Origin of the sequence: Rhizobium sp. BK529 (genome assembly GCF_014194105.1) — a bacterium.
Classification (GTDB): Bacteria; Pseudomonadota; Alphaproteobacteria; order Rhizobiales; family Rhizobiaceae; genus Rhizobium.
Map to the genome: position 1 here is coordinate 2,062,600 of NZ_JACIAU010000001.1, position 17,696 is coordinate 2,080,295.

Annotated in this window: 18 protein-coding genes; 8 read left to right on the forward strand and 10 right to left on the reverse strand. The window is 59.7% G+C overall.

What is annotated here, in order from left to right; genetic code table 11:
- Window positions 1-40: 40 nt before the first annotated feature.
- Window positions 41-556, forward strand: a complete 516-nt coding sequence (locus FHX08_RS10510) for a GNAT family N-acetyltransferase (protein WP_132651110.1) — start codon at window positions 41-43, stop codon at window positions 554-556.
- Here the strand turns inward: FHX08_RS10510 and FHX08_RS10515 are convergent.
- From FHX08_RS10515 to FHX08_RS10545, 7 genes are all read right to left on the reverse strand, one after another.
- Window positions 553-1,170 (reverse strand): riboflavin synthase, encoded by a 618-nt coding sequence (locus FHX08_RS10515; RefSeq protein ID WP_132651109.1) that lies wholly within the window; start codon window positions 1,168-1,170, stop codon window positions 553-555. The genes FHX08_RS10510 and FHX08_RS10515 overlap by 4 nt on opposite strands.
- The gene (gene ribD, locus FHX08_RS10520) at window positions 1,170-2,309 is read right to left on the reverse strand and encodes a bifunctional diaminohydroxyphosphoribosylaminopyrimidine deaminase/5-amino-6-(5-phosphoribosylamino)uracil reductase RibD (protein ID WP_132651108.1); all 1,140 of its coding nucleotides are present in this window, start codon (window positions 2,307-2,309) and stop codon (window positions 1,170-1,172) included. The genes FHX08_RS10515 and ribD overlap by 1 nt, the downstream gene beginning before the upstream one ends.
- Before the next feature lie 2 nt (window positions 2,310-2,311).
- Entirely contained in the window at window positions 2,312-2,788 is a 477-nt protein-coding gene (nrdR, locus tag FHX08_RS10525; RefSeq protein ID WP_132651107.1) for a transcriptional regulator NrdR, read from the reverse strand.
- Window positions 2,789-2,896: 108 nt separating this feature from the next.
- Entirely contained in the window at window positions 2,897-4,195 is a 1,299-nt protein-coding gene (gene glyA / locus FHX08_RS10530; RefSeq protein ID WP_132651106.1) for a serine hydroxymethyltransferase, read from the reverse strand.
- A gap of 180 nt (window positions 4,196-4,375) precedes the next feature.
- Window positions 4,376-5,677 (reverse strand): murein L,D-transpeptidase, encoded by a 1,302-nt coding sequence (locus FHX08_RS10535; RefSeq protein ID WP_132651105.1) that lies wholly within the window; start codon window positions 5,675-5,677, stop codon window positions 4,376-4,378.
- Between the two features lie 442 nt (window positions 5,678-6,119).
- Window positions 6,120-6,632: a transcriptional regulator LdtR gene (gene ldtR / locus FHX08_RS10540; protein ID WP_132651104.1), complete on the reverse strand. Its 513-nt coding sequence runs from the start codon at window positions 6,630-6,632 to the stop codon at window positions 6,120-6,122.
- Between the two features lie 128 nt (window positions 6,633-6,760).
- Window positions 6,761-7,198 (reverse strand): DUF6163 family protein, encoded by a 438-nt coding sequence (locus tag FHX08_RS10545; RefSeq protein ID WP_132651103.1) that lies wholly within the window; start codon window positions 7,196-7,198, stop codon window positions 6,761-6,763.
- A 134-nt stretch (window positions 7,199-7,332) separates the two neighbouring features.
- Here FHX08_RS10545 and hemB point away from each other — a divergent pair, with 134 nt between their 5' ends.
- The 6 genes from hemB (at window position 7,333) to FHX08_RS10575 (ending at window position 11,383) form a co-directional block, all read left to right on the forward strand.
- A complete protein-coding gene (hemB, locus tag FHX08_RS10550) occupies window positions 7,333-8,346 on the forward strand; it encodes a porphobilinogen synthase (RefSeq protein WP_132651102.1) in 1,014 nt (337 codons plus the stop codon).
- A 73-nt stretch (window positions 8,347-8,419) separates the two neighbouring features.
- Window positions 8,420-8,878: an RDD family protein gene (locus FHX08_RS10555; protein ID WP_184327173.1), complete on the forward strand. Its 459-nt coding sequence runs from the start codon at window positions 8,420-8,422 to the stop codon at window positions 8,876-8,878.
- Between the two features lie 181 nt (window positions 8,879-9,059).
- Entirely contained in the window at window positions 9,060-9,836 is a 777-nt protein-coding gene (locus FHX08_RS10560; RefSeq protein WP_132651100.1) for an arginyltransferase, read from the forward strand.
- Window positions 9,836-10,714, forward strand: a complete 879-nt coding sequence (locus FHX08_RS10565; RefSeq protein WP_132651099.1) for a DMT family transporter — start codon at window positions 9,836-9,838, stop codon at window positions 10,712-10,714. Before FHX08_RS10560 ends, FHX08_RS10565 begins: the two co-directional genes overlap by 1 nt.
- 58 nt (window positions 10,715-10,772) lie before the next feature.
- Window positions 10,773-10,994, forward strand: a complete 222-nt coding sequence (locus FHX08_RS10570; RefSeq protein ID WP_132651098.1) for an AbrB/MazE/SpoVT family DNA-binding domain-containing protein — start codon at window positions 10,773-10,775, stop codon at window positions 10,992-10,994.
- The gene (locus tag FHX08_RS10575; RefSeq protein WP_132651097.1) at window positions 10,994-11,383 is read left to right on the forward strand and encodes a type II toxin-antitoxin system death-on-curing family toxin; all 390 of its coding nucleotides are present in this window, start codon (window positions 10,994-10,996) and stop codon (window positions 11,381-11,383) included. The genes FHX08_RS10570 and FHX08_RS10575 overlap by 1 nt, the downstream gene beginning before the upstream one ends.
- Here FHX08_RS10575 and FHX08_RS10580 read toward each other — a convergent pair.
- Window positions 11,373-11,870, reverse strand: coding sequence for an SRPBCC domain-containing protein (locus FHX08_RS10580; protein ID WP_132651096.1), 498 nt, complete (start codon window positions 11,868-11,870; stop codon window positions 11,373-11,375). The genes FHX08_RS10575 and FHX08_RS10580 overlap by 11 nt on opposite strands.
- 163 nt (window positions 11,871-12,033) lie before the next feature.
- Window positions 12,034-14,289: a DNA topoisomerase IV subunit A gene (parC, locus tag FHX08_RS10585; RefSeq protein ID WP_132651095.1), complete on the reverse strand. Its 2,256-nt coding sequence runs from the start codon at window positions 14,287-14,289 to the stop codon at window positions 12,034-12,036.
- 230 nt (window positions 14,290-14,519) lie between these two features.
- Between parC and FHX08_RS10590 the strand changes: the two genes are divergently transcribed.
- On the forward strand, window positions 14,520-15,707 hold the full coding sequence (locus tag FHX08_RS10590) for a hypothetical protein (RefSeq protein WP_132651094.1): 1,188 nt from the start codon (window positions 14,520-14,522) through the stop codon (window positions 15,705-15,707).
- A 74-nt stretch (window positions 15,708-15,781) separates the two neighbouring features.
- Here the strand turns inward: FHX08_RS10590 and aspS are convergent, their stop codons facing one another.
- Window positions 15,782-17,572, reverse strand: a complete 1,791-nt coding sequence (gene aspS, locus FHX08_RS10595) for an aspartate--tRNA ligase (RefSeq protein WP_132651093.1) — start codon at window positions 17,570-17,572, stop codon at window positions 15,782-15,784.
- Between the last annotated feature and the right edge of the window lie 124 nt (window positions 17,573-17,696).

Genomic DNA, 17,696 nt, shown 5'->3' on the forward strand with positions numbered 1-17,696 from the left:
TCCACCCCATCATCGGAACACGTTTCAAGGCCCCTTATTCATGATCGATATTCCGACACTGGAGACCGGACGGCTCATCCTGCGCGCGCATCGGCGTGACGACTTCGACGCGCATTTCGAACTTTGGCGAGACGAAGATGTCGTGCGCTTCATCAGCGGCGTGCCCTCCACCCGAGAGCAGAGCTGGGCACGGCTGCTGCGGATTGCCGGCATGTGGCACCACATGGGCTTCGGCTTCTTTGCAATCGAGGAGAAGAAAAGCGGCCGCTTCATCGGCGAAGCGGGCTTTCTCGAAGCCAAACGGGAGATGCAGCCGCCGATCGAAGGCACGATGGAAGTCGGCTGGGCGCTGATGCCGTCCGCCCATGGCAAGGGCTATGCCACCGAAGCGCTGAAGGCGATCATCGGCTGGGGCGAGGAGACGTTTCCGGGGCGGCCGATGACCTGCATCATCAACCCGGACAATGCGCCGTCACTGAAGGTTGCCGAAAAGCTGGGCTTTAAGGAAATGGCGCGGACGGACTACAACGGCCCGATCATTCAGTTTTCGCGTTAGGCCGATGCGGTCGGAAACTCGGCGAGGCGAGCGGCATAACGCGCCATCGTATCGACCTCGAAGTTGACGAAGTCGCCTGCCTTGCGCTCGCCCCAGGTGGTGACCTCAAGCGTGTGGCGGATCAGGAGTACATCGAAATCAGTGCCTTCAACGGCATTGACGGTCAGCGATGTGCCGTCGAGTGCGATGGAGCCCTTGGGTGCCACGAATTTGGCGAGATGGTTGGGTGCGCGCAGACGGAAGCGCGTGGCATCACCCTCCTCCGTCACCGAGAGGATCTCGGCCTTGCCGTCGACATGGCCGGAGACGATGTGACCGCCGAGCTCGTCGCCGATCTTCAGCGAGCGTTCGAGATTGATGTGACTGCCCGGCTGCCAGGTGGAAACGGTGGTGAGGCGCAGTGCCTCTTCCCATGCCTCGACTTCGAACCAGCGGCCATTGCTACCTTCCTGCGGCAGGCCGGTCACGGTGAGGCAGATACCGGAATGGGAGATCGAGGCGCCCATATCGATGGTCGCCGGATCGTAATTCGTCGCAACACGGAGCTTGATGCCCTCCTTCAACGGCGAAACGGATTCGATCGTGCCGATATCAGTGACAATTCCGGTGAACATCAATTCTCTCTTTCGTATTCATCCAGGCGATCCGCGCCGAATATATAAGTGCCCCTATGGGCAAAACCGGATGGTATGTCGGTTGTCTGCAACGGGGATTCAATACCGCCCTCGCCGATGACGACAGGCGCCTCATAGAGCTGGATGCGATCGACAAGACCTGCTTCAAGAAAAAGCCTCGCAGTCTTTGCGCCGCCTTCGACCAGAAGCGAGGAAATACCGCGCGTGGCAAGCGCCGGCAGCAGGACTTCGGGGTGGTAGGGATTGCAGTAGAGGATCTCGACGCCGGCGGCTTCGAGCGCGGTGCGGCGGGAGTCCATCTCTGTGGGGTTGGCGGGTGAAATACCCCCCTCGGACCCTAATGGCGACACTTCCTCACTCGCCACCACGATAACAGGCACTTCCCGCGCCGTCTCGACGAGCTTGCTCGTCAGCGGCAGCGCCAGCATAGGGTCGAGCACGATACGAACAGGCGATTGCGCCTCAAGGCCCGGTGTCCGCACCGTCAGCAGCGGATCGTCAGCAATCGCCGTGCCGATGCCGACAAGAATGGCATCGGTTTCGGCCCGCAGCGCCTGCACCTGGGCGCGGGCTTCCGGACCTGTGATCGCCACCTGCCCTACCCCTTCCCTACCGATCATGCCATCGGCGGAAACGGCAAGTTTGAGAGTCACATAGGGGCGGTTTTTCGTTTGGCGGGTGAGATAGCCAGCAAGCGATTGTCGGCCCTCCTCCTCCAGCACGCCCGTCGTCACCTCGATGCCGGCATCGCGCAGCATGGAAATGCCGCGGCCGGACACTCTGACATCGGGATCGGTCACGCTGATGACGACGCGGCCGACGCCATAGGCGATCAGGGCCTCGGCGCAGGGCGGCGTCTTGCCGTGATGCGAGCAGGGCTCGAGCGTGACGTAGGCCGTCGCACCGCGGGCAAGTTCGCCCGCCTCGGCGAGCGCCTGCGGCTCGGCATGCGGGCGCCCGCCCAGTGCAGTCACGGCGCGGCCGACAATGGCGCCATCGCGAACGATGACGCAGCCGACGGAGGGATTGGTGGACGTCTGGCCCGTATGCCATCGCGACAGGCGGATTGCGGCGGCCATGAAGCGTTCGTCCTCAGGCTGAGCGATCCCCTCGCCCATGATTATACGTCCAGTGGATCGCCGGCGATCTTGGCGTTCAGCTCGGCGATCAGTTTTTCGAAATCCTCGGCATGCGAGAAATCGCGATAGACCGAGGCGTAGCGCACGAAGCCGACATCATCGAGGCTCTTCATGGCTTCGAGGACCTGCAGACCGATCTGCTCGGAGGAGATTTCCGTCTCGCCCGAACTTTCCAGCCGGCGCACGATACCGGAGACGGCGCGCTCGATACGATCACGATCGACGGGGCGTTTGCGCAGCGCCACGTCGAAGGATCGAACCAGCTTGTCACGATCGAAAGGAACCCTGCGGCCGGTCTTCTTGATGACCATCAGCTCGCGCAGCTGCACGCGCTCGAAGGTTGTGAAACGGCCGCCGCAATCCGGACAGATGCGACGGCGGCGGATGGAGGTATTATCCTCTGCCGGGCGGGAATCTTTGACCTGAGTGTCTTCCGAACCGCAATACGGGCAGCGCATGCCTTCTCCTTCAGCATCGGCCCGAAAATCGGTATCGATTTTCGGAAAGTCTAATGCGCATATTCAAAGAGTTAAAGCGTGTGCGCCCGAACGGGCGCACGGGGCGCTCTAGCCCATATAATCATACATGGGGAAGCGATCGGTCAAATTCAGCACCTTACCGCGGACAGCGGCCTCGACGGCGGCATTGCCCTCGTCAGAATTGGCAACCTTCAGGCCATCGAGAACTTCAACGATAAGATTACCGATCTCGCGGAATTCGGCTTCCTTGAAGCCGCGCGTCGTGCCAGCCGGGGCGCCGAGGCGCACACCGGAGGTGACGAAAGGCTTTTCGGGATCGAAGGGAATGCCGTTCTTGTTGCAGGTGATGTAGGCGCGGCCGAGGGCTGCTTCGGCGCGCTTGCCGGTTGCGTTCTTCTTGCGCAGGTCGACCAGCATCAGATGGTTGTCCGTGCCGCCGGAGACGACATCAAGGCCACCAGCGACAAGGGTTTCAGCAAGCGCCTTGGCGTTCTTGACGATCTGAGCGGCATAGTCCTTGAACGACGGCTGCAGAGCTTCACCGAATGCGACTGCCTTGGCGGCGATAATGTGCATCAGCGGGCCGCCCTGAAGGCCGGGGAAGACAGCCGAGTTGAATTTCTTGGCCAGATCCTCGTCATTGGTGAGGATAACGCCGCCGCGCGGGCCGCGCAGAGACTTGTGAGTCGTGGTCGTAGCAACATGGCAATGCGGGAACGGCGACGGATGCACGCCACCGGCAACGAGACCGGCGATATGGGCCATGTCGACCATCAGATAGGCGCCAACCGAGTCAGCGATCTCGCGGAAACGCTTCCAATCCCAGATACGGGAATAGGCGGTGCCGCCGGCGATGATGAGCTTCGGCTTGTGTTCCTGAGCCTTGCGCTCGACTTCATCCATATCCAGCAGGTTGTCGCCGTCGCGAACGCCGTAGGAAACGACGTTGAACCACTTGCCGGACATATTGACCGGCGAACCATGCGTCAGGTGACCGCCGGAGTTGAGGTCGAGGCCCATGAAGGTATCGCCCGGCTGCAGCAGCGCCAGGAATACGGCCTGGTTCATCTGCGAACCGGAGTTCGGCTGAACGTTGGCGAAGTTGACGCCGAAGAGCTTCTTGGCGCGTTCGATCGCGAGTTCTTCGGCGATATCGACGAACTGGCAGCCGCCATAATAGCGCTTGCCTGGATAACCCTCGGCATATTTGTTGGTCATGATGGAGCCCTGGGCTTCCAGAACGGCGCGGGAAACGATGTTCTCGGACGCGATCAGTTCGATCTCATGCCGTTGACGACCGAGTTCCTTTCCGATCGCGCCGAAGATTTCCGGATCGACGTCTGCAAGCGAACGATTGAAGAAGGATTCGGTGGAAGCATTGGTCATGAGCGGGCTCCTACGGTGGAATGCGGCAAGGTATTAGCGTTCCGCAGATGCGAGGGCAATACGAAGAACGACATTTGCTGGGCTAAGCGCGCGGGGACAGCACTTTGCGTTGGGCATGGCCTAGCTGAAATGAAAAAGCCGCGCACTTGGCGCGGCTTTCGAGATCGTTTGCTGTCCGGATTACTGGACCGGCTGCTCCATGCCGGCGGTCGTGTCGAGTGCCAGTTCGGCATTGCCGTCCATCTGGTAGATGTCGTCGCGGAACTGGACGACGCCGTCAGGCATGCCCCAGGCGGAGATGTAGACGAAATAAACAGGAACTTCGACGGCAAGCTTGATCGGCGTGTTGACGCCGCTTGCGATCACCTGCTCCATCTGCTGACGGCTCCAGCCAGGAGTCTCGCGCAGCAGCCAGGTCGACAGGTCGCGCACGTTCTGGACGCGTACGCAGCCCGACGATTCGAAGCGCATGAGCTTGTTGAACAGGCCCTGCTGCGGCGTGTCGTGCATATACTCGCCGTTCTTGTTGTAGAAGTTGATCTTCGTGGAGGCCATGGCGTTGATCTTGCCCGGATCCTGACGGAACATCAGATTCGGCGCCTCGCCATTCCAGTCGACGGTTTCCGGGGCGACCTCATTGCCCTTGCCGTCGATCAGCCGGATCGCATTCTTTTCGAGGTAAGTCGGATCCTTGCGCATCAGCGGCATGATGTCCTTTTCGACGATCGAGCGCGGCGCGGTCCAATACGGGTTGAGGATGACTTCATAGACCTTCGAGTTGACAAGATGCGTCGGACGGCTCAGGCGGCCAACAACCGCGGTATGGCGCGTCGCAACGCTGCCGTCTTCAACGGCTTCCACATAGGCGGCCGGAATGTTGACCATCAGGTGGCGGCGGCCGAGATCTTCGGGGAAGGTCTGCAGGCGGATCAAGTTGGTATTCAGCTGCTGCAGACGGACGTCAGCCGGAATGTTCATCGCCTTCAGCGTGAATTCGCCGAGCACGCCATCGGCCGGCAGGCCGTGACGGGCCTGGAAGCGCTTGACGGCGCCGTCGACATAGGAATCGAAGGCGCTCGAAAGGCCGGCCTCGCGCGGCAGGTCGCCGGTAATCGCCAGACGCTGGCGCAGCGCCTGAACCGCCGGATGGCTGACGCCGAGCTGCAGGCGGGCATCGCCCGGATTGACCTCCGGCCAGCCACCAGCCGAAGCGATCTGCTGATACTGCATGATCGCCTGCTGCGTGCTCGGCACCGACTGCGGGCTGAGGATCGGGGTATTGGAAAGGACGGCCGTCGCCGTGCGCGAGGCGGCTTTAGCATCGAACTGGTCGTCCCAGTTGCCGCGTCTCGGGGCATTCAGCAGGCCATCGAGCGCCGATTGCGCGAATGCTGGTGCGGCAAGCGCGCCGGCACCAACCGTTGCCGCCGACGCCAGGAAGGCGCGACGCGAAAGAGCTTCAATTCCGTTCTTCTTAGACATTCGTCCCAACCACTCAATGCCGCGGTGGAGGAAGCCGCGGCTATTTGCGATATCCCCGCGCTTTAACGCAGATCCCTATCCGTTCGTACTGCCGGCGCACCTGGAAATTCCGCCAGTCCCATCACAAGATCGCGAGGAGCAACCTAAGATGGCGCCAATGGTCCATCGAGGACGCCCGCTATCGAATATTCCGCTGTCACATCAATATGGCCAATTCGTGTTGCCGGGCCGGAGACAGACTGCCGGTTGCCGGAAACCGCATGCAACGAACCATATGACGGGTAAACGGTGCTGGTTAATAACGGCTAAAAAACGGCTTGAATACCGGGCTTTTCGCTTGTCTGCCATGCGTTGCAAAGATGCCACGCAGGCGCGAACGGCAAAACCGGACGCGCAGGGAACGCATCCGGTTTTCATCAACCCTGAAAGGAGGTTTCGGGTCTCAGAGGCGATACAAAATCTGGTCGTTCCAGAAGCGATCCAGACGCTGCAGCAGCTTGTTCATCTGGGTGAACTCATCCGTGCCGATGCCGCCGACCTTGTCGATCGAGGTGATATGGCGTTCGTAGAGGCGAGCCACCGTTTCGGCGATATCCTGGCCGGTTTCGGTCAGGCTGATCCGGACCGAGCGGCGGTCGATGCGCGAGCGCTGGTGGTTGATGAAGCCGAGGTCGACCAGCTTCTTGACGTTGTAGGAAACGTTCGAGCCGAGATAGTAGCCGCGGGAACGCAGTTCGCCGGCGGTCAGTTCGGAGTTGCCGATGTTGAAGAGGAGAAGCGCCTGGATGGCGTTGACGTCGCTGCGGCCCTGACGGTCGAACTCATCCTTGATGACGTCGAGAAGACGACGATGAAGACGTTCAACAAGATGAAGGGATTCCATGTAAAGATCACGGATGGCCTGATCCTGTGCGTGGAAAGTCGATGCCGCCTGCGGCTTAATTTTCGTGTTCATTTGACTGCCTCACTGTTTTGTTTGGCGGTGTCGTTTTCTTCCCGCCTTGAGTGAGACCCTATCGAATACATATAAAATTCGACTTAAACCGCAGGCTTAACAGAGGCTTACGAAAACCCCTTGATGTATCAGGGTAAATCAACGCTTACCTGACGACGCTGTCGGCGCCGCTCCAGCCACAGGGAAAGCCTGAAAATCCAGTAGATGACGGCCACGATCACGTGGAGCAGAATGATCAGGTGGTTGGGCCCGAAGATCTGCGGAAGCAGGCCATACATGAGGATCTGGCCTCCGGCGGCCAGCACCCATATGACCGGCCCCCAGGAAACCGTGAGCCAGAGGCCGAGGGACGCGACGGGGAAAAGAACGGCAAGGCAGGTGCTCGCGACCTTCCACGGCAGGCTCAGCAGATCGAAGCGGCCGGCGCCGACCAGCGAATAGCCGACGAGCATCGCCCAATATTGCAGGCCGAACCAGAAGCAGGAAACGGCAACCAGCCGCAGGAAGAAGATGAAGAGGATGTCCGTCAGCGTCCGTTTCGGCATCGTCGGAGAGTCGGGTTCCATGGCGAGACCTCACGTTCCAAGTCGCGAATTCAATTTTCCGGGTTTCATCCGCCGCGGCCAATCGTCCGGTTTGGATTTTCCGGAGCGCATGATAATGACCGCTCCGATAAATGGAATGGCCCAGGATAGATATCATGCAGGACAAGACGCATCTCGTGGATGAAATCACCGGTCACCGCCGCATGCGGCGCAACCGCAAGGCGGACTGGACGCGCCGGCTGGTCCAGGAAAACCGCCTGACGGTCGACGATCTCATCTGGCCGATCTTCATTGTTCCGGGAACCGGTATCGTCGATCCGATCGCTGCCATGCCCGGCGTGAACCGCATGAGCGTCGACAAGGCGGTCGAGGCGGCAAAGGAAGCCGCCGATCTCGGCATTCCGGCCATTGCCACTTTTCCCGATATCGAGATGGAACTTCGTGACGAAACGGGTTCCAACAGCCTCGTTGCCAATAACCTTATCAATCAGACAACGGCGGCCATCAAAAAGGCGGTGGCCAATATCGGCATTATTACTGATGTGGCGCTCGACCCCTTCACCAGCCATGGGCATGACGGCATCTTGCGCGACGGCGAAATCGTCAATGACGAGACGGTCGATCAGGTGGTCAAGGCGGCAATCCTGCAGGCCGATGCCGGGGCCGACATCATCGCCCCCTCCGAAATGATGGACGGGCGCATCGGCGCAATCCGCCGCGGACTCGATGCCGCAGGACACCAGAGCGTCGGCATCATGTCCTATGCCACGAAATTCTCTTCCGGTTTCTACGGTCCCTACCGCGAGGCAATCAATACCAAGGGTCTGCTGAAAGGCGATAAGAACAGCTATTACATCAATCCGGCAAACGGCACGGAAGCAATCCGCGACGCCGCCCTCGATGTCGAGGAAGGCGCCGACATGCTGATGGTCAAGCCGGGTCTTGCCTATATCGACATCTGCTGGCGGGTGAAGGAGGCTTTCGGCCTGCCGACTTTCGCCTATCAGGTGTCTGGCGAATATTCGCAGATCAAGGCTGCGGCGATGAATGGCTGGATCGACGGCGAGCGGATCATGATGGAGACTCTGCTGGCCTTCAAGCGTGCAGGTTGCGACGGCATCCTGACGTATTTTGCGCCGGAAGTGGCGAAAATCCTCGCAAAAAGGTGATTTTCGGGCGATTTGTTGTATTTCCCCTCTGCGATACCATATCAGCGGCATCGTCTTTCGAAGGGAGATATGGATGAGCTACAACCCAAACCCGCTTTATGCCGCACCGGAGGACTGGCGCGCCTATAGCGGCGTGCTCAGCCGTCGCGTCTTTGCCTTTGTCCTCGACTATATCATCGTTGCCCTGCTCTGCATTCCGGCGGCGATCGTCGTCTTCTTCCTGGGGATCGTCACGCTGGGGCTCGGCTTCATCCTTTATCCGGCCCTCTTCGTCATCGTCGCAGGCCTCTATTTCGGCATGACGGTCGGCGGCCCCACACAGGCCTCGCTCGGCATGCGCGCGATGGGCATCGCGATCATGCGTGTCGACGGCCGGCCGATGGATTTCCTGACGGCGATCGTCCATCTGGCGCTGTTCTGGATTCTGAACTCGGTCCTGACGCCGCTCATTCTGCTGGTCGGCCTGTTTACGGAGCGCTCGCGCCTGCTGCACGATTTTCTTGTCGGTACAGTGACGGTTCGCACCGTCTGATCCAGCTTATGCGGAGACGAAATAAAGTCTCCGTCGGCCCTTTGACGGCCACAAAAGAGCGCCATATCCAAGAAATGGAATATTCGATTGCGCGGCACCGAATGCTGCGCAGTTGACGTTTTCTATTCTTACGTCATGCTGTCTAGATTGATAGCGCCCCGAAAGGAAATCTCCGCGAGAGATGAATACGCAGACCACGCCATCCCCGCAGTTTTATCTGACGGCCCCGGCTACCTGTCCGTATCTGCCGCACGAGATGGAGCGCAAGGTCTTCACCCATCTCGTCGGCCCGCGAGCGGCGGAGATGAACGATATCCTGACCCAGGGCGGCTTCCGCCGTTCGCAGAACATCGCCTATCGTCCTGCCTGTGAAGCCTGTCGCGCCTGCGTGTCCGTGCGCATCCTGGCGCAGGAATTCGAACCCACCAAATCGATGAAGCGGGTGCTGGCGGCCAATTCCGATGTCATTTCCACGGAGTTTGCGGCCCAGCCGTCGAGCGAGCAATATTCCCTCTTCCGCCGCTATCTCGACTTTCGCCACCAACAGGGCGGCATGTCCGATATGACCGTGCTCGACTACGCAATCATGGTGGAAGACACGCACGTAAACACCAAGATCATCGAATACCGCCGGCGCGAGGAGGGCTCGGGGCTGGAAACACGGCCGAAGGGCGAGTTGCTCGCCGCCGCGCTGACCGACACGATGAGCGACGGTCTTTCCATGGTTTATTCCTATTTCAATCCCGATCTTGACCGGCGCTCGCTGGGCACCTTCATGATCCTCGATCATGTGCGCCGCACGAAGGCGCTCGGCCTTCCGCATGTCTACCTCGGTTATTGGGTTCGGGGATCGCGGAAGATGGATTACAAGACACGCTTCCAGCCGCAGGAACATCTGACGCCGCGCGGTTGGGAACGCTTCGATCCCTCTTCCCTCCAGGACGATCCGCAGGACTGATGCTTCCTGCCCACCTTTCCGATCACCGGAAGGGCCTGTTGCTGACGGCAGTCGGCGGACTGGCGCTTTCCATGGATATTCCGCTCGTTCGTCTTGCCGATGGCGATATCTGGTCGATCCTGACCGCACGAAGCCTGGCGACGGTTCTTGCCACATTCGTCATCCTGATTGCGATGCGCTTTTTCTCCGGCAAATGGCCGCCGCTCGTGCTAGGTCGCCCTGGACTGGTTGCCGGACTGCTCTACGGCCTCTCTTCCGTGACCTTCGTCTTGGCAGTCTTCAACACGGCCACCGCCAATGTTGTCTTCATCGTCGCCTTCAATCCGATGTTCGGAGCGCTGCTGTCGTGGCTGTTTCTCAAGGAGAAACCGCAGCCGGTAACTTTGATCGCCATGCTGTTCATGATCTTCGGCGTCGGGCTGATCGCGCGCGAGGGACTTTCGAGCGGCCACGTCTTTGGCGACACCATGGCGCTTTTGAGCGCACTGGTGCTTGCCGCCGCCATCACTGTCGGACGGGCCTCGCGCCGGGAGATGGGTTTCGTTCCGCTGCTTGCCGCAATCTTGCCAGCCGTACTCGGCCTAGCGCAGGTCCTGCCTTCAGGACTTTCAATCGCCCATCCCGGCTGGATCGTCTTCAATGGTGCCATCATGATGCCGGTGGCCTTTTGGTGTCTTGCGACCGGACCGCGTTACCTCTCCGCACCCGAAGTCGGCATGTTCTACCTGCTGGAGACGGTACTTGCGCCGATCTGGGTCTGGCTGATCTTCGCCGAAACACCCGCCGCCATGACCCTCCTCGGCGGCGCGATACTCGTTGCGGCGATTGCGGTGCACTCGGTCTTGATGCCCCGGAGCAAAGCCGTTCAAATCGCTTGATTGGCCACTGGTTGTAGCGTATCTTTCGGTTATAACCCTGTTACAACAAGAGGCGATGATGAACGTCACCATTCGTAAGATCGGCAATTCGGAAGGCGTGATTATTCCGAAGGAAGTGCTGGACCGTTTTGGGTTGAAGGCGGGAGATATTCTGGAGCTTCAGGCCGAGGACGGTCGCTTTTATATGCAGCCTGTTGATGAGGATATCTCCGAAGAGCTTAATGCCGCCCGTCTCTTCATGGAGAAGTATAAGGTCGCGCTCAAGAAGCTTGCCGAATAATGACATTGAAGTTTCTGAGCAGACGGCTGGTCGAGCAGATGCACGCGATGCAGATCGAACGGTTTGGCGGCCTCGCTGGCCTTCGGGATGAAGGTTCGCTGGAATCCGCTCTGGGGCGCCCCATCAACAAGGCAAACTACGGATGCGATGACATCATTGAGCTTGCCGCCGCATATCTTTTCGGTTTGGCGCGCAATCACGCGTTTCTTGACGGAAACAAACGGATCGCCGTTGTCAGTTGCGGTGTCTTTCTATTGCAGCACGGCTATTCGATAGAGACGACCGACGCTCACCTGTACACTTTTGTTATAGGTGTGGCAGCAGGCGAAATCGACGAGGACGGCGCAACCCGCTTCCTGCGCGATCACACACTTCCGCTCACGCCGTAGCGCCTGCAGACTGGCCTGCTTCGGGATTCGATCGTTTCGAACCAGCGGAAAGCTCCAGTTCCCGATCCAGCCCTTCGACGATATGCGTCCAGCCCTGACGGGTCTTTTCCTCATATTCCGCCCACTCAGCGCACATCTCGTGCGTGAGGGTCAGGCGGCTGCCGCTGCCGAGCGGTTCGATGTCGATTTCGACACGATCACAATTATGGTCGTGCTCCTCGACCGAAAAGCAAAAGACGATGTGTCTAGGGCGCTTCAATTCCAGGAAGACGCCGTGATGAAAGGCATCGCCAGTCGGGCGGCGGTCGACGATGATGAAGCGGCCGCCGACGCGCGGGTCGATATCGGCGCGGATGACATGGCCGTCGTCGGTCGCAAATAAAAAGCGACGGGCGATTTCGGGATTGAGCCAGGCATCATAAACCGTAGCGGGCGGCGCCCTGTAGCTGTGGGCGACATGCAGTTTGATGGTATTGGCGGCAGGCATCGACGTTCCTCCATCGTTCGCACGCTTTAAGCGGACGGTTCACGGCCATCCCGTCCGCCCACGGAACGACATTGCCCTTCTTTATAGGCTCTTATTTTGGGTGACAGGACGGAGATAGAGGAGTTGCCCCGCCTGCCAAGGGCGGAGCCTCAAAATTCCGGGATCAGCCGGCGAATTTACCGCTGCGCGGGAAGCCCTTCGGCACGGTACGGCCGGCGGTAGCGCGGTCGGCCAGCCATTCGGCAAGCTCGTCCTTGTTCTTCGTGAAGGTGCGGCCGGCGCTGTCTTCCCAGTTCAGGCCATCGGTGATCGCAAAGCAGCGAATGTCGGAAATGCCGCCATCCTTGTAGCGTTGCAGGCGCACGCCCTTGCCTCGCGTCATTTCCGGCACCTGGCTCAGCGGGAAGACCAGCATCTTACGATTTTCGCCGACGACCGCAACGTGATCACCGTTCGCGGGAACGAGAAGCTTCGTCTCATCAGGCATGGAGACGTTCATGATCTGCTTGCCCTTGCGGGTATTGGCGACCATTTCCGCTTCCGGCACCACGAAACCATTGCCGGCAGTCGAGACGAGCAGCATCTTGCGCGCCGGGTCGTGAACGAAGGCAGTCAACACGTCCTGATCGTTATCCATGTCGATCATGATGCGCAGAGGTTCGCCGTGGCCACGGCCACCGGGCAGCTTATCGCCGCCGAGGGTGAAGACCTTGCCGCCGGTCGTGACGATCAGGATCTTGTCGGTCGTTTGCGCCGGGAAGGCAACCTTCAGGCCATCGCCTTCCTTGAAGGCCAATGTCGACGTATCGGAAATGTGGCCCTTCAGTGCGCGGATCCAGCCCTTTTCGGAGACGACGACGGTGATCGGCTCCTTCTCGATCATCGCGTGCTGGATGGCCTCCTCGTCGGCCTCGGGCGCTTCTGCGAACTGCGTTCGGCGGCGGCCGATTTCGGTCGCCTTGGCGAATTTCTTCTTCACCTCACCGATTTCCCAGGAAACTGTCTGCCACTGCTTCTCGTCGGAAGCAAGCAGCGCCTCGATATCGGCCTTTTCCTTGGTGAGTTCGTCGTGCTCCTTGCGGATCTCGAATTCTTCGAGCTTGCGCAGGGCGCGCAGCCGCATGTTGAGAATCGCCTCGACCTGAACGTCGGTCAGGTCCCAGCGCGCCATCATGACGGGTTTCGGCTCATCTTCTTCGCGGATGATGCGGATCACTTCATCGATATTCAGGTAGGCTACGAGCAAACCACCGAGGATTTCGAGGCGCCTGTCGATGGCGGCGAGGCGGAAGCGCGAGCGGCGCTGCAGAACCTCGCGGCGGTGGTCCAGCCACTCCTTCAGCACCTCGTTCAGCGCCATGACGCGCGGGATCACACCCATCGACAGCACGTTCATGTTCAGCGGGAAGCGGCTTTCAAGTTCCGTCAGCTTGAACATCGATTCCATAAGGATGGTCGGATCGACAGTGCGGCTCTTCGGCACCAGGACGATGCGAATATCCTCGGCCGACTCATCTCTGATGTCTTCCAGCAGCGGCAGCTTGCGGGCAATCAAAAGCTCGGCGATCTTTTCGATCAGGCGCGACTTCTGCACCTGGAACGGAATCTCGGTGACGATGATCTGGTAGCCGCCGCGGCCGAGATCTTCCGTCTCCCATTTCGCACGCACGCGAAAGCCGCCGCGGCCAGTGCGGTAGCTCTCGATGATGCTTTCCTTGTTGTCGATGATGATGCCGCCGGTCGGGAAATCCGGGCCGGGGATGAATTCAACGAGCTTCTCGACCGTAGCATCGGGATGCTTGATCAGATGCAGTGCCGCGTCGCAGACCTCATGCACGTTGTGCGAGGGAATTGACGTCGCCATGCCGACCGCAATACCCGAGGAACCGTTGGCCAGAAGGTTTGGGAAGGCACCGGGAAGAACGATCGGTTCGGAATTGGATTCGTCGTAGGTGTCGCGGAAATCGACGGCGTCCTGATCGATGCCTTCGAGCAGCAGTTCGGAGACCGCGGTCATCTTCGATTCGGTGTATCGCATGGCGGCGGGACTGTCGCCATCGATATTGCCGAAATTGCCCTGCCCGTTCACCAACGTGTAGCGCTGCGAGAAATCCTGCGCGAGACGCGCCAGCGCGTCATAGATCGACTGGTCGCCATGCGGGTGATAGTTACCCATCACTTCGCCGACGATCTTGGCGCATTTCCTGAAGGCCGCATTCGGCCGCAGGCCCATGTCGTTCATCGCATAGACGATGCGGCGATGGACCGGCTTCAGGCCATCGCGCACGTCAGGCAATGCACGGTGCATGATGGTCGACAGCGCATAGCGAAGGTAGCGCTCTTCGAGCGCCGCCTTCAGATCGACCGGATGAATATTGTCGCCGTCTCCGCCGGAAGGCGGTAAAATCTCTTGTCCCATGGAATCCTGACTAGCTCAGAAACCCCTGTGGGGCAAGGAATCCGGGCATTCCGGCTGTGGATGACGTCTTGGTGTTGACATGAAAACCATAAAAGGTGGCGCCCGAATTTGGAACTTCGTTTGCCGATCCTCTCAACAAATATTTAGGGGTCTGCAAATATAAAGCCGGACCATTCCACAGTAGCTTCATTGCAATATTCAACGGCACTTGCCACCAGGGGGGCTTTCTCATGACCTTTTACCGCACGACGCGGCTGATGCTGTCGAGCGCAGCTATTCTCTCGTTCGCCGGTTCGGCTTTCGCGCTCGACGGCCAGGATCTCCTGAAAAAGATCAATGCCGCCTATAGCCAGCAGGGCGGAACGGTTGCCGCCGATTCCGTCGATGTCGACGGTACGACGGTCACACTCAAGAACGCCAGCTTCAAGCCAAATGCCGGCGAGGCGATCTCCATCGGCGAAATCACCCTCTCCGGCGTGGAAGAGCAGGATGACGGCAGCTACTATATCGAAGAGGCTGCTTTCCCTGATATCAACACGTCCAAGGATGGCGTAACTCTGAGCGCCCAGGAATTGACGCTTGGCGGCATCTCCGTTCCGGCCCAGCCCGGCGACACGATTGATTCCATGTTCTTCGCCGAGAGCGCCCATACAGGCGCGGTCAAGATCGTCAAGGATGGTACTGAGGTCTTCTCAGTGTTGGAAAGCGACGCAAACGCCACGCTGCGCGAAGACGAGTCCGGCTTCGATTTCGACGGCACTTTTAAGAGCATCAAGGCCGATCTCAGCCAGGCTGGGGACACTCCGGACAGCAAGGAAGCGATCGAGAAGCTCGCACTACAGCATGTCCAGGGCGACATCACCATGAAGGGTGCCTGGGATCCTCAGCCGGGTACTGTCGATCTTTCCGAGATTTCCCTCGACATCACCAATGTCGGCAAGCTGAATTTCGGCTTCAAAATCTCCGGCTACACGATGGCCTTCATCAAATCGATGCAGGACGCAATGAAGCAGTCGGAAGCCAATCCGAACAAGGAAGAAGCACAGCAGGCACTTGGCCTCGCCATGCTCGGCCTTGCCCAGCAGCTCAACTTCGAAGGCGCACAGATCCGCTTCGAGGACGCCTCGATCACCAAGCGTACGCTGGATTATGCCGGCTCCAAGCAGAACGTTTCCGGCCAGCAGATGGCGGAATCACTGAAGGCCATGACGCCGATCATGCTCGCGCAGCTCAACATTCCGGAACTGCAGAACGCAATCGCCGCTGCTGTCAGCACCTTCCTCGACAATCCGAAGAGCCTGACCGTCAAGGCCACGCCTGAGAAGCCGGTCGTCTTCCCGATGATCGTCGGCGCGGCCATGGGGGCACCGAACACTATACCGCAGATGCTCGGCGTGAAGGTTTCGGCGAACGATTGAGTTCGTTTCCGATCCAACAAAAAAGGCCCGGCGATGGTATCGCCGGGCCTTTTTTTGCTGAGTAACCCTACACCTCAGTCTTTCTTCTGCGGCGGAATCGGACGGATCGCCAGTTCGCGCAGCTGGGCGGGCGTTGCCGGGGTCGGCGCGCCCATCAGGAGGTCCTGGGCCTGCTGGTTCATCGGGAAGAGCGAGATTTCGCGCAGGTTCTTCGCGCCGACGAGCAGCATGACGATGCGGTCGATACCGAAGGCGGCACCACCATGCGGCGGCGCGCCATACTGGAAGGCGCGGTAGAGGCCGCCGAAACGATCCTCGACATCCTGCTGGCTGAGGCCGACCTTTTCGAAGGCGGCGACCATGGTTTCCGGCGACTGGTTACGGATCGAGCCCGAGGCGATTTCGAAGCCGTTGCAGACGGCGTCGTACTGGAAGGCTTTGATGGTCAGAGGATCCTGGTTCCGCAGGGCATCGAGGCCCCCCTGCGGCATCGAGAACGGGTTGTGTGCGAAGTCGACCTTCTTCTCTTCTTCGTTCCATTCGAAGAACGGGAAGTCGACGATCCAGCACAGCTCGAAACGGTCGCGGTCGATAAGGTTCAGTTCGTCGCCCGCGCGGTTACGCGCTTCACCTGCGAACTTGTAGAACTTCTCGGGCTCGCCGGCGACAAAGAAGCAGGCGTCGCCGTCATCGAGACCGAGCTGCGTGCGGATCGCATCCGTGCGCTCTTCGCCGATGTTCTTGGCGAGCGGACCTGCGCCTTCGAGCTTTTCGCCTTCCTTGCGCCAGAAGATATAGCCGAGGCCCGGCTGGCCCTGGCTCTGCGCCCAGGCGTTCATACGATCGCAGAAGGCGCGCGAACCGCCGGTCTTGGCCGGGATCGCCCAGACCTGAACCTTCGGGTTGGAGGCGATCATATTGGCGAAGACCTTGAAGCCGGAGCCGGCGAAATGATCGGTCACCGCTTCCATGACGATCGGGTTGCGCAGATCAGGCTTGTCGGAGCCGTATTTGCGGATCGCTTCGTCGTAAGGAATACGCGGCCATTCCTTGGTGACCGGCTTGCCTTCGGCGAACTCCTCGAAAATTTTTGTCATCAGCGGACCCATCGTGTTCCAGACGTCTTCCTGGGTCACGAAGCTCATTTCGAGGTCGAGCTGATAGAATTCGCCCGGCAAGCGGTCGGCACGCGGGTCTTCATCGCGGAAACACGGCGCGATCTGGAAGTAACGGTCGAAACCGGCAACCATCAAGAGCTGCTTGTACTGCTGCGGGGCCTGCGGCAGGGCGTAGAAGGTACCGGGATGGATGCGGCTCGGCACGAGGAAGTCGCGTGCGCCTTCCGGCGAGGAAGCCGTCAGGATCGGCGTCGTATATTCGGTGAAGCCGACGCCGTTCATTTCGCGGCGCATGGCCGAGATGATCTGCGTGCGCTTGACGATGTTCTTGTGCAGCGTCTCGCGGCGCAGGTCGAGGAAGCGGTACTTGAGGCGAACGTCTTCCGGATAGTCCGGCTCGCCGAAGACCGGCAGCGGCAGTTCCTTGGCAGCAGAAAGAACTTCAATCTCCTGCGCGTAGAGCTCGATCTCGCCGGTAGGCATGTTCTTGTTGACGGTATCTTCCGTACGGGCCTTGACGAGGCCGTCGACGCGGATGACCCATTCGCCGCGAACGGTTTCCGCCTGCTTGAAGGCAGGCGAATCCGGATCGGCAACGATCTGCGTCGTACCATAATGATCGCGAAGGTCGATGAACAGCACGCCGCCATGATCTCGGACACGATGGACCCAGCCGGAAATACGGACAGTCGAGCCGACGTCCGATTTACGAAGAGCGGCGCATGTGTGGCTGCGGTAGCGGTGCATAATCTCAAATCCTGGTATTTGGCTTAAGACGGCGGCATGGCCAAAGGCCTTCTCGCCGACAAGAAAATCGGGCGGACAAGCGCACGGACGCTCTGATTTGTCAAGGCTTGGCGCGGCCAACGGG

Excerpts from the sequence above, each read along its gene's own strand:
- FHX08_RS10510 (WP_132651110.1), top strand. The coding sequence starts at position 41 with ATGATCGATATTCCGACACTGGAGACCGGACGGCTCATCCTGCGCGCG.
- FHX08_RS10515 (WP_132651109.1), bottom strand. The coding sequence starts at position 1,170 with ATGTTCACCGGAATTGTCACTGATATCGGCACGATCGAATCCGTTTCG.
- ribD (WP_132651108.1), bottom strand. The coding sequence starts at position 2,309 with ATGGGCGAGGGGATCGCTCAGCCTGAGGACGAACGCTTCATGGCCGCC.
- nrdR (WP_132651107.1), bottom strand. The coding sequence starts at position 2,788 with ATGCGCTGCCCGTATTGCGGTTCGGAAGACACTCAGGTCAAAGATTCC.
- glyA (WP_132651106.1), bottom strand. The coding sequence starts at position 4,195 with ATGACCAATGCTTCCACCGAATCCTTCTTCAATCGTTCGCTTGCAGAC.
- FHX08_RS10535 (WP_132651105.1), bottom strand. The coding sequence starts at position 5,677 with ATGTCTAAGAAGAACGGAATTGAAGCTCTTTCGCGTCGCGCCTTCCTG.
- ldtR (WP_132651104.1), bottom strand. The coding sequence starts at position 6,632 with ATGAACACGAAAATTAAGCCGCAGGCGGCATCGACTTTCCACGCACAG.
- FHX08_RS10545 (WP_132651103.1), bottom strand. The coding sequence starts at position 7,198 with ATGGAACCCGACTCTCCGACGATGCCGAAACGGACGCTGACGGACATC.
- hemB (WP_132651102.1), top strand. The coding sequence starts at position 7,333 with ATGCAGGACAAGACGCATCTCGTGGATGAAATCACCGGTCACCGCCGC.
- FHX08_RS10555 (WP_184327173.1), top strand. The coding sequence starts at position 8,420 with ATGAGCTACAACCCAAACCCGCTTTATGCCGCACCGGAGGACTGGCGC.
- FHX08_RS10560 (WP_132651100.1), top strand. The coding sequence starts at position 9,060 with ATGAATACGCAGACCACGCCATCCCCGCAGTTTTATCTGACGGCCCCG.
- FHX08_RS10565 (WP_132651099.1), top strand. The coding sequence starts at position 9,836 with ATGCTTCCTGCCCACCTTTCCGATCACCGGAAGGGCCTGTTGCTGACG.
- FHX08_RS10570 (WP_132651098.1), top strand. The coding sequence starts at position 10,773 with ATGAACGTCACCATTCGTAAGATCGGCAATTCGGAAGGCGTGATTATT.
- FHX08_RS10575 (WP_132651097.1), top strand. The coding sequence starts at position 10,994 with ATGACATTGAAGTTTCTGAGCAGACGGCTGGTCGAGCAGATGCACGCG.
- FHX08_RS10580 (WP_132651096.1), bottom strand. The coding sequence starts at position 11,870 with ATGCCTGCCGCCAATACCATCAAACTGCATGTCGCCCACAGCTACAGG.
- parC (WP_132651095.1), bottom strand. The coding sequence starts at position 14,289 with ATGGGACAAGAGATTTTACCGCCTTCCGGCGGAGACGGCGACAATATT.
- FHX08_RS10590 (WP_132651094.1), top strand. The coding sequence starts at position 14,520 with ATGACCTTTTACCGCACGACGCGGCTGATGCTGTCGAGCGCAGCTATT.
- aspS (WP_132651093.1), bottom strand. The coding sequence starts at position 17,572 with ATGCACCGCTACCGCAGCCACACATGCGCCGCTCTTCGTAAATCGGAC.